This window comes from Cardiobacterium sp. Marseille-Q4385 (assembly GCF_916618745.1).
Lineage (GTDB): Bacteria > Pseudomonadota > Gammaproteobacteria > Cardiobacteriales > Cardiobacteriaceae > Cardiobacterium.
In genome coordinates this window covers 1,572,612-1,583,844 of the sequence record NZ_OU745373.1, presented here as the reverse complement: position 1 = coordinate 1,583,844, position 11,233 = coordinate 1,572,612, and the positions used below count along the sequence as shown (strand labels likewise).

Annotated in this window: 10 protein-coding genes; 9 read left to right on the top strand and 1 reads right to left on the bottom strand. The window is 61.8% G+C overall.

The window, feature by feature from the left end:
* The first annotated feature begins 19 nt into the window (after positions 1 to 19).
* The 5 genes from LG374_RS07760 (at position 20) to LG374_RS07740 (ending at position 4,595) form a co-directional block, all read left to right on the top strand.
* Positions 20 to 1,429 carry a GNAT family N-acetyltransferase gene (locus tag LG374_RS07760; protein WP_225757155.1) on the top strand — a complete coding sequence of 470 codons (1,410 nt, stop codon included), beginning with the start codon at positions 20 to 22 and terminating at the stop codon, positions 1,427 to 1,429.
* Positions 1,430 to 1,443: 14 nt separating this feature from the next.
* Positions 1,444 to 2,319, top strand: coding sequence for a transferrin-binding protein-like solute binding protein (locus LG374_RS07755; RefSeq protein WP_225757154.1), 876 nt, complete (start codon positions 1,444 to 1,446; stop codon positions 2,317 to 2,319).
* Positions 2,320 to 2,322: 3 nt separating this feature from the next.
* Entirely contained in the window at positions 2,323 to 2,820 is a 498-nt protein-coding gene (locus LG374_RS07750; RefSeq protein WP_225757153.1) for a hypothetical protein, read from the top strand.
* A 155-nt stretch (positions 2,821 to 2,975) separates the two neighbouring features.
* A complete protein-coding gene (locus LG374_RS07745) occupies positions 2,976 to 3,923 on the top strand; it encodes a transferrin-binding protein-like solute binding protein (RefSeq protein WP_225757152.1) in 948 nt (315 codons plus the stop codon).
* 96 nt (positions 3,924 to 4,019) lie between these two features.
* Entirely contained in the window at positions 4,020 to 4,595 is a 576-nt protein-coding gene (locus LG374_RS07740; protein ID WP_225757151.1) for a TerD family protein, read from the top strand.
* Between the two features lie 270 nt (positions 4,596 to 4,865).
* On the opposite strand, the gene LG374_RS07735 is transcribed toward LG374_RS07740, so the two are convergent.
* Positions 4,866 to 5,585 carry a TIGR00730 family Rossman fold protein gene (locus LG374_RS07735; RefSeq protein WP_225757150.1) on the bottom strand — a complete coding sequence of 240 codons (720 nt, stop codon included), beginning with the start codon at positions 5,583 to 5,585 and terminating at the stop codon, positions 4,866 to 4,868.
* A 176-nt stretch (positions 5,586 to 5,761) separates the two neighbouring features.
* Between LG374_RS07735 and polA the strand changes: the two genes are divergently transcribed.
* The 4 genes from polA (at position 5,762) to uvrB (ending at position 11,231) form a co-directional block, all read left to right on the top strand.
* Positions 5,762 to 8,464 carry a DNA polymerase I gene (gene polA, locus LG374_RS07730; protein ID WP_225757149.1) on the top strand — a complete coding sequence of 901 codons (2,703 nt, stop codon included), beginning with the start codon at positions 5,762 to 5,764 and terminating at the stop codon, positions 8,462 to 8,464.
* Between the two features lie 63 nt (positions 8,465 to 8,527).
* Positions 8,528 to 8,701, top strand: coding sequence for a hypothetical protein (locus tag LG374_RS07725; protein WP_225757148.1), 174 nt, complete (start codon positions 8,528 to 8,530; stop codon positions 8,699 to 8,701).
* The gene (locus tag LG374_RS07720; RefSeq protein WP_225757147.1) at positions 8,701 to 8,973 is read left to right on the top strand and encodes a type II toxin-antitoxin system YafQ family toxin; all 273 of its coding nucleotides are present in this window, start codon (positions 8,701 to 8,703) and stop codon (positions 8,971 to 8,973) included. The genes LG374_RS07725 and LG374_RS07720 overlap by 1 nt, the downstream gene beginning before the upstream one ends.
* A gap of 233 nt (positions 8,974 to 9,206) precedes the next feature.
* Complete coding sequence (gene uvrB / locus LG374_RS07715) at positions 9,207 to 11,231, top strand: excinuclease ABC subunit UvrB (RefSeq protein ID WP_225757146.1); 2,025 nt, start codon at positions 9,207 to 9,209, stop codon at positions 11,229 to 11,231.
* Positions 11,232 to 11,233: the final 2 nt, after the last annotated feature.

Genomic DNA, 11,233 nt, shown 5'->3' with positions numbered 1-11,233 from the left:
CATGATTGGAGGAGGCATTATGCGGCGTTTGCGGCTGGTCGAAGCGGGGAATTTGCCCGAGAGCGGGGTATTCGGGCGCGATCTGGCCTTGCGCGATTTTCGCCGCTATTTGGGGCAGTCGCGCGATGGTTTGTGCTACGACGCCAGCGGCGGTCTGTTCCCCAACGCGTTTACCGCGCTGGCGGGAACGGTCACGGACGGGCACGACCTGCGCCTGTATTTGCCGCCCGCCTATCCGGACGGCGACCCCGATCACCGCCGCCTGCTGGATTTTGGCCTCCCCACCGACGGTTGCGCGGATTTTTTTAATGCCCGCCTGCGCCACTTCGCCTCAAATGAGATGGTGGCAACGGATGCCGCGCCGGAAGCGGAGGTGGTGCAGTTCAGCGAGGGGCCGCAGGTGTTCGTTGGGCGGCGCGGACGTGGCAAGTCATCACGTTTAGCGGCGAAGGCGCGCTGGTTGGGGGCGGAGAAACGGCTACTGGTGGTGGCGCCGTTTCGCAGCAATCTCACCCGCTTGCAACAGCTGCTGGCGGATATGGATAACGTTTTTTTCCTCTCGCCGGATGACGCACTCTTCCGTGCGCCACAAGCGGATGTTTTGCTGGTCGATGAAGCCTCTGCCGTGCCGCCCGCGCAGCTTTTGGCGCTGACGGCGCGTTTCCCGCGCTATGCGCTCGCCGCCAGTGAGGACGGCTATGAGGGACACGGGCGGGTGTTTTCCTTGCAGGTGCTGCCGCAGCTCGTCGCGCGTGATGGTGCGGAGGTCATCGTCGAGCGGCAGGCGTGGCGCTTTGCGCATGGCGACGCGCTGGAAGCGGTGCTGGATGCGGCGTTTTTGTTGCAACCGGAGCTGGGGGAGGCACCGGCTTCATGGACGGTGCGTCAGGTCGGGCGGGCAGAACTGGCGGCGGATGAGGTCTTGTTGCAGGCGGTGTTTGCCCTGCTCTTTGCCGCGCATTACCGCACCACGCCGGAGGATTTGAAACGTCTGCTGGATTTGCCGCAGCAGATGCTGTTCGTCGCCGCCGACGGTGCGCGGGTGGCGGGGGTGCTGTCGATTTTATTGGAATCGCCGCTGCCGAAGGAGCTCGCGGCGGCGGTGTTGCGCGGCGAGCGGCGACCGCAGGGGCGGCTGCTGTTGCAGCAGTTGCTCACCCGCACCCAGGAGGCGCGTTTCAACCACCCCTGGGCGCGCATCAGCCGCATCGCTGTGCATCCCGCCCTGCGGCGGCAAGGCATCGCGACGGCGCTGATTCAGGCGGCACAGGCAGCCTGCCCCGCGCCGCTAGGGGTGAGTTACGGCCACAGCGCGGAACTGGCGGCATTCTGGCAGGCGCTCGGTTTCTACGAGGTATGGCGGGCGGCGGATGGGCGCGGCCTGCGCCCGACGAGTTTGCGTCTGTGCGCTACAATGAGATTTTTGTAATCAGGAGGTTATCCATGCGCTTCAGTAACGGATTCTGTGCGCTCGCGTCCGCCCTGCTGCTCGCCGCCTGCGGCGGCAACGACGTCGCCGTGTCCATCAACGGCCCCGGCTTCACCGTCAACACCTACCACAACGGGCAGCAGCGCAACCATAACGACAACGGCGGCAACATCGGCGGCGGTGCCTTCGTGCCGCCCGGCAATATCGGCGGCGACAGTGGCACGACGACGCCCGGTGCGCAGTGGCGCCGCCTGAACGGCTTTCGCGTAACGACGGCGCGCGTCGATGGCGACGGCGTGATGCGCTATTTCCCGGGAAGCAGCGTCTGCCGCAGCTGTATCGCAACGGTTGACCGCGACAGCAGTTATACCTTCAACGGTGGCAACGGCGCCTTCCGAACCCGGACACGCGGCGGTGCCGCCCTGCTCTACCGCAACCTCTCCTACGCCACCTTCGGCAGCTTCCACGCGAGCGGCGACCGCTACCGCCATTTCCACGTCCTGCAACCGACGCCCACCGCTGCCATGCCACGTCATGGCACAGCCAGCTACGCCGGCAACGTCATCTACCGCGACAACGAAGACGGGCAAATCCGCCTCGCCGTCGATTTCGGCAGCCGTGCAGTGAGCGGCAACGTGCGCGGCCTCTCGGCGGTCGGTGGCCAGGCGCTGGACGTGCAGGGCACCATCGCCGGGAACAGCGTCAGCGGTAACGTCCACTACAACGACCGCACGCTGGAAAACCCCGTGCCGTACAGCGGCGGCGTATTGGACGCCACCTTCGCCGGGCCGAATGCGCAACACCTCGTCGGCCAGTTCAGCCTGCCGGCAGCCGTCAACCGCCAGAATCATCCCGAAACCACTGCCGTCTTCGGCGCCAACCGCGAGTAAACCATGAACTATCAGGACACCCTCGACCATCTGCACACCCAACTGCAAGAGCACGGCAAAGTTGCGCTGGAACGCTTCGCGCGCAAAGTCATCACCGCGCTGGAAACCCAGGTGCGCGACGAAGAAGTCGCGCAGGAACTCACCATCGAACAGCCGCACTACCGCCGTCTGCGCCTGCTTGTGCGCGAACAGGACTGGAACGAACGCCGCATCGGCGCCGAACTCGACAGTCTCGATCAAGTCGCCGCCGCCCTCGGTGACGATTACCCCGCCGACAATGTCGCACCGCGCAACCTCGCCTTCGCCAGCGCACTCGACTACTGGCGCAGCCTGCAAACGGACACCAGTGCCGCAACCGCCACCGCCATCGCCGCGCTCTACCTCGACAACGCCGATGACGAAGCCACCCCCAGTGCGCCGGTGGATGCAACGTGGTCCAGCCATCCGCAGATCGCCCCCGCCGTCGCGCAACTGGAAGCCTGGATTGCAGCGACAAAATAATGCTAGCGACCGTTCCGCAACCCCGCCCGGCGGGGTTTCTTATTGCCATGGCTTCTGTACCGCTGTTTCCAATAGGGCTCGCCAAAACCGTATCCGTGCTATTTGAAACGACTATACAATGCGCGCCCTTTTCACACAGACCATGAAGGACCCCCATGAAAAATCAGGCCATTCTCGCCACTCTCACCATCGCCCTGCTCACTGCCTGCGGCGGCAGCAGCAGCGACAACGACAGCGCTGCCATCCAGCCCACCGACAGCCAGCAACGCCCCAGCAGCCCGCATGACAGCAACACCCCCATCACCCAACAAGACAACAGTGGACAAACGGGCAATACTTCCTCAAACAACACCCCGGCGGATAACGGACAAACAGACAACACCGCTGACAATACCCCCCAGCAAAACCCTGACAATAACGGCCAGAACCCACCATCAAACAACAGCGCGCTGACCATCGCTCCCCGTAGCGGCGAACTGACCGGCGCCACCTACACCTTGACGACCGGGATCCTGAGCACCCCCGTTGCCCGCAATATCCGTGACCAAAGTAACCTCAGCGTTGGCCAGATCAAACTGCCCACCTTCGCAGCCAGCGAGCACAAAGGTGGCCTGCTCATCTTCAACAATATCAACGGCAAAGAAGACCTGTCCTACAACAGCTTCCAGGTCAGCGACAACAGCTACCGTTACATCCAGTTCGGCAACTTTAACTTTGACCAGAATGATGAACGCCTGTTTTTCGCGCGCGGCAACGAAACCACGCAAATGCCGGGCGGCGGCAGCGCCACTTACAGCGGCGACAGTATCCTGAACTTCCACAACAAGGACGAACAGTACCTGCGCACCGAGACCGGCACGATGAACGCCCGCGCCGACTTCGCCAAGGGCACCCTCGACCTTAGCGTCAAAACCCCGTCACACAGCGGCAGCATCACCGACGCCCACATCAACGGCAACGGCTTCCTCGGCGCCGACGAGAAAAAAACCGTCATTGGCGGTAATTTTGCCGGGCCGTTGGCTGAAGAAATCTTCGGCTCTTACAGCCACATCGACCAGGACGGCAGCACCGTGTGGGGCGGCTTTGGCGGCAAACGCCAATAACCCCACAGAAGCCCCGCCATCGGCGGGGTTTCTTATATAATCGCCCGCGCAGCCCCGCTGCACCCCCATTTCCCCTCAATTCACAGGAGAACCCTTATGGCCATCAGCCTGCAAAAAGGCGGTAACGTCAGCCTGAGCAAAGAAGCCCCCGGCATGCAAAAAATGCTCATCGGACTCGGCTGGGACGTACGCGCCACCGACGGCGCCGATTTCGATCTGGACGGCAGCGCCTTCCTCCTCGGTGCCGACGGCAAAGTCCGTAGTGACGCCGATTTCATCTTCTACAACCAGCCAAAATCTGCCGACGGCAGTGTCGCTCACACCGGCGACAACCGCACCGGTGAAGGCGAAGGCGACGATGAAGCCATCATCGTTGAGCTGAACAAAGTCCCGGCAGATGTCGAAAAAATCGCCATCGCCGTTACCATCCACGACGCCGAAGCGCGCGGCCAGAACTTCGGCCAGGTATCCAGCGCCTTCATCCGTTGCGTCAACCAGGACAACAACACCGAAGTTGCCCGCTTCGACCTCTCTGAAGATGCCTCGGTCGAAACCGCGATGATCTTCGGCGAAATCTACCGCCACAACGGTGAGTGGAAATTCAAGGCCATCGGTCAGGGTTTCAAGGGCGGCCTCGGCCCGCTGGCTAAGAATTACGGCGTCAATATCTGATTCCCCTTTGCCATAGCCAAAGCTGCCTGCGGGCAGCTTTTTTATAGTTGGATAGATAAAAAAGCGTAACAAGGCGCGTCGCCGCAGACAGTACAGGTAGTACGGCAAGGCGACGCAACGCCGTTACGATTTTTTAGATGTTTAACTATATGTGCGGGATATGGGTTTCGGTTCCGCCAAGCGGGATAAACACTGGGCTCGTCAAGCGGGGAAACCCCTCGCTTTCGCCGCCCACAAAAAAGCCCGCCGTAGCGGGCTTTCGCAAGGGCATCACAAATGCCGCAACAAATGCTCCTCCTCCGCACTGGGGGCAAACTCGCGATCCGCATAAAAATCGCGGATGACCTGAATCACCGCCTCCGTGTCATCGACCAGTGACACCAGCGCCATATCCTCGGCGGTAATCAGCCCGCCGGCGACCATCGTCGTTTCCATCCAGGCGAGCAGCCCGCGCCAGAAATCGCTGCCGACGAGAATCACCGGAATCTTGCGCGATTTCCCCGTCTGAATCAGCACCAGGATCTCCGCTAGCTCATCGAGCGTGCCGAAGCCGCCCGGCATCACCACATAAGCGTTGGCATAGCGCACGAACATCACCTTGCGCGCAAAAAAATGGCTGAACAGCAGCGAAATATCCTGAAACTCGTTTGACGACTGCTCATGCGGCAGCACGATATTTACCCCCACCGACAGCCCCTTCTCGCCCGCATACGCGCCCTTGTTCGCCGCTTCCATCACGCCGGGGCCGCCGCCGGAAACCACGGAAAACCCCGCATCCGACAGACGTTTGGCGATGTCCTGCGTCTGCTGATAGACCGGATGCTCCGGCGGGATACGCGCCGAGCCAAAAATACTCACCGACGGCGGAATCACCGCAAGCCGCGCAAAACCTTCCACAAATTCCGACACGATGCGGAATATCCGCCATGCTTCCCCTTCCATGTTCTGTCCATTCGCATGCACATCCTTCGGTGGACGACGTTTAGCCATAAATAGTCCCTCTAAAAATTGACAAAAAACCGCTGCGCCGCACAATACCGCGCACCGGAGAAAGCGCGCATTGTGCCGCAAAGCCCTATCCATACCAATCCTGACATCATCTGACTCTGTTGGCGCGCCGCCTGCTCAGCGAATGTCTGGCATTGGTATTTCATCCAAGGACACCCATGCAACACCCCGATCCCAACCATCTCGTCGTCCTCGTGGACGGCTCGTCCTACCTCTTCCGCGCCTTCCACGGCCTGCCGCCGCTCACCACCCGCGACGGCCACCCCACCGGTGCCCTGCATGGCGTCGTCAAAATGCTGGCCAAACTCTACGACGACCACCAACCCGCTTACATCGGCGTCGTCTTCGACGCCCAGGGCAAAACCTTCCGCCACGACCTCTACCCCGCCTACAAAGCGCATCGCCCGCCGATGCCGGACGACCTGCGCGCGCAAATCGAACCGCTGCACCGCCTCATCGAAGCACTCGGCTTCCCGCTTATCATCGAAGACGGTGTCGAAGCGGACGACGTCATCGGCACCCTCGCCATGCAGGCGCTGGCCCAGCACTACCAGGTCGTCATATCAAGCGGCGACAAAGACATGGCGCAACTCCTGGTTCACGCCGACATCACCCTGCTCGACACCATGAAAAACGCCATCACCACCGCCGATGACGTGGCAGCGCGCTTCAAAGTCGATGTCCTGCGCGCCGACCAGGTCATCGACTACCTCGCCCTCGTCGGCGACAGTGCCGACAACATCCCCGGCGTGCCCAAAGTCGGGCCGAAAACCGCCGCCAAATGGCTGGCCGAATACGGCAACATCGACAACCTCATCGACCACGCCAGCAAAATCCCCGGCAAAATCGGCGACAACCTGCGCGCCGGCATCCCCACCCTGCACCTCGCGCGTGAACTCGCCACCATCAACACCCGGCTCGAACTCGGCACCACCATCGCCGACCTCGCCCTGCAACCGCGCCAGCCGGACAAACTCGCCGCCCTCTGCGACACCTACGAACTCGCCAGCATCAAAGCCCAATACCTCAGCCACAGCGCGCCCGCCGCGCCGCCCGCACCCGTCGCCACCCACTACCGCGCCATCACCACCCTGGCAGAGCTGGACGCCCTCCTGCCGCAACTCGCAGACGGCTTCGCGCTCGACACCGAAACCGACAGCCTCGACTACATGCGCGCCCGCCTCGTCGGCATCAGCATCGCCGTGCAGGCGGGCGAAGCCTACTACCTGCCGCTCGCGCACCAACTCACGCCCAACCTGCCCTGGGACACCACCCTCGCCCGCCTCAAACCCATCCTCGAAAACCCCGCCATCGCCAAAACCGGCCAGCACCACAAATACGACCGCCACATCCTCGCCCACGCCGGCATCACCCTGCGCGGCATCACGGACGACACCATGCTGATGAGCTACACCATCAACAGCACCGCCACCCGCCACAACCTCGACGATCTCGCCGACTACTACCTCAACCACAAAACCACCCCCTACGAAGACCTCGTCGGCAAAGGCGCCAAACAACTCACCATCGACCAAATCCCGCTGGAAGCCGCCAGCGACTACGCCTGCGAAGACGCCGACATCACCCTGCGCCTGAAAGAACACCTTGCGCCCAAACTCGCCGCCGTGCCGCGCCTTGAAGCCCTCTACCGCGACCTCGAACTGCCGCTGGCCGAACAGCTCTACCGCATCGAAGAACGCGGCGTGCGCATCAACCCTGCTGCACTTGCCGCTCACAGCGCCGAAATCAGCGACCGCCTCGCCACCCTCGAACAACAGGCGCACGACCTCGCGGGCGAAGCCTTCAACCTCGGCTCACCCAAACAACTACAAAAAATCCTCTACGAACAACAAAACCTGCCCATCATCCGCAAAACCCCGAAAGGCCAGCCCAGCACCGACGAAGAAACCCTGGCCGAACTCGCCGAAACCCACGGCGCCGAACTGCCGCGTCTCATCCTCGAACACCGCAGCCTCGCCAAACTGAAAAGCACCTACACCGACCGCCTGCCCGAACTGGTGAACCCGCAGACGGGGCGCATCCACACCAGCTACCACCAGGCCGTCACCAGCACTGGCCGCCTCTCATCGAGCGACCCCAACCTGCAAAACATCCCGGCGCGCAGCGACGAAGGCCGCCGCATCCGCCAGGCCTTCATCGCCGCCGACGGCATGCAAATACTGGCCGCCGACTACTCACAAATCGAACTGCGCATCATGGCGCACCTCTCCGCCGACCCCGGCCTGCTCGCCGCCTTCGCCAGAGGCGACGACATCCACCGCGCCACCGCTGCCGAAATCTTTGGCGTCGCGCCGGAAGCCGTCAGCCGCGAACAGCGCCGCGACGCCAAAGCGATCAACTTCGGCCTCATCTACGGCATGAGCGCCTTCGGCCTCGCCCGCCAGCTCAACATCCCGCGCGGCCAGGCGGCGGACTACATCGACACCTACTTCGCGCGCTACCCGAAAGTGCGCGACTACATGGAAACGACGCGCGAAACCGCGCGCCGTCAGGGCTACGTCGAAACCCTCCTGGGGCGGCGCCTCTACCTGCCGGACATCAACAGCAAAAACCCGCAGCGGCGGCAGGCCAGCGAACGCCTCGCCATCAACGCGCCGATGCAGGGCAGCGCTGCCGACATCATCAAGCGCGCCATGCTCGACCTCGACCGGGCTCTCGGCAGCAGGGACGACCTGCACCTGATCATGCAGGTGCATGACGAACTCGTCTTTGAAATCGCGCCGGAAAGCACCGCCACCCTCATCCCGCAAATCAAGACACTGATGGAAAACGCCGCACAACTGAGCATCCCGCTCATCGTTGATACCGGCCTCGGCGCCAACTGGGATGAGGCGCACTGACTGCCTGGAAGACATACCGTTTTGGACTACAATCACCCTTCAGAAACCACCCGGAGAACCCATATGACGGATTTACTACACTTCGTGCATGACAAAACGCGCCCACGCAAACGCAAGGCAACATTGCCGGAGACCCCCAACCCATTAACAGCAGAAACCCTGACCAAAGCCGAACGCGGCGAAGAATTGCTTGCGGCAGAAAATGCCGAGGACCTGTTCAAAAAGCTGGGGATTTAATGCCGCTGCGACCGCTACGCACAAAACAATTTGAGCGCGACATCAAACGCTGCCAAAAGCGCGGCAAAAACATGGAAAAACTGAAAACATTGATTGTGCTGCTACTGGAAGAACAGCCACTCCCCATTCACTATCACGATCATCCACTTGGTGGGGACTGGCAGGATTGGCGTGATGCCCATATTGAGCCGGATTGGCTACTGCTCTACCGTGTAGATGATGGGGCGCTGATCTTGTCGCGCACCGGTAGCCATGCCGATTTATTCGGTTAGGAAAAATCAACCTGCCCGGGTTGGACCCGGCAACCACGCCGCTTGGCGGGGCCAGTAACGACGCCGCTTGCCGCTCCACACATAGCCCCGTCGTATATAGTGGCTTCAAATAGAAAGGAGACAAGGCGGCGCGGCGAAGACAGTACAAATAGTACGGCGAGTCGCGCCAACACCGTATCGTTTCTATTTGAAGTCACTATAATCCCCGCCTGTCCCCTTCCCTGCCCCATACCATGCGCGACCCCAAACCCGCCGCCAGCGGCGACCTTTTCCAACTCGTCAGCAATTATCAGCCCTCCGGCGACCAGCCGACCGCCATCGCCCAACTCCTCGAAGGGCTGGAAGACGGCCTCGCCAAGCAGACCCTGCTCGGCGTGACCGGCTCCGGCAAAACCTTCACCATGGCGAACGTCATCGCCCGTGCGCAGCGCCCCGCGCTCATCCTCGCGCCAAACAAAACCCTCGCTGCCCAGCTTTACGGCGAAATGCGCGAATTCTTCCCGCATAACGCCGTCGAATACTTCGTTTCCTACTACGACTACTACCAGCCGGAAGCCTACGTCCCCGCTTCGGACACCTTCATCGAAAAAGACGCCTCCATCAACGAACACATCGAACAGATGCGCCTTTCCGCCACCAAAGCCATCCTGGAGCGGCGCGACACCATCATTGTCGCCTCCGTCTCCTCCATCTACGGCCTCGGCGACCCCAGCCAGTACCGGCAAATGCGCCTGCACCTCTCCAGAGGCGAACGCATCGACCCGCACGACGTGCACACCCACCTCGCCGAGCTGCAATACACACGCAACGACATCCAGCTCGCGCGCGGCACCTTCCGCAGCAAAGGCGACACCATCGACATCATGCCCGCCGAATCCGACTGGTACGCAGTGCGCATCGAACTCTTCGACGACACCATTGAAAACATCCGCTACTTCGACCCGCTCACCGGCGAAATGCTCGACCCCGTGCCGCGCGTGACCATCTACCCGAAAACCCACTACGCCACGCCGCGCGACAACATCCTCGCCTCCATCGAACTCATCAAAGCAGAACTGCGCGAGCGCGTCGCCGCCCTTGTCGAGCAGAAAAAACTCGTTGAAGCGCAGCGCCTCGAACAGCGCACAAGATTCGACCTCGAAATGATGAACGAACTCGGCTACTGCTCCGGCATCGAAAACTACTCGCGCTACCTCTCCGGACGGCAAGCGGGCGAACCGCCACCGACCCTGCACGACTACCTGCCCGCCGACGCGCTGCTGATGATTGACGAAAGCCACGTCACCATCCCGCAGCTAAACGGCATGTACCGGGGCGACCGCTCGCGCAAAGAAACCCTAGTGGATTACGGTTTCCGCCTGCCATCCGCGCTCGATAACCGCCCGCTGCGCTTTGAAGAATTTGAGGCCATTGCGCCGCAGACCATCTACATCTCGGCCACACCGGGCGACTACGAACGCGAACACAGCGGCCAGACCGTCGAACAAGTCGTGCGCCCGACTGGCCTGCTCGACCCCGAAGTCGAAATCCGTCCGGTCGAAAGCCAGGTTGAAGACGTGCTCGGCGAAATCCGCGCCCGCGTCGCCGCTGACGAACGCGTCCTCATCACCACGCTGACCAAAAAAATGGCGGAAGACCTTACCGACTACCTGATGGAACACGACGTGCGCGTGCGCTACATCCACTCGGACGTCGGCACCGTCGAACGCATGGAAATCATCCGCGACCTGCGCCTCGGCACCTTCGACGTCCTGGTCGGCATCAACCTGCTACGCGAAGGGTTGGACATGCCGGAAGTCTCGCTGGTCGCCATCTTCGACGCCGACAAAGAAGGCTTCCTGCGCGGCGAACGCGCCCTCATCCAGACCATCGGCCGCGCCGCGCGCAACGCCAAAGGCAAAGCCATCCTCTACGCGGCGCACATCACCCGCTCCATGCAGGCAGCGATGGACGAAACCAGCCGCCGCCGCGAAAAACAGCAGGCCTACAACGCCGCGCACGGCATCACCCCGCAGACCATCCGCAAAAAAATCACCGACGTGATGGAAGGGGCACACGTTGCCATCAAAGCCAAAAAAGCGCACCGCGAGCGCGACAAAGAAACGATGCCCGCCGACCCGAAGGCCGCCGCCAAACTCATCAAACAACTCGAAAAAGAAATGCTCACCCACGCCAAGAACCTCGAATTCGAACAGGCCGCCGCCCTACGCGACCGCATCAAGCACATCGAGCAGACGGTGTATATCGAGCAGGCGTGAAC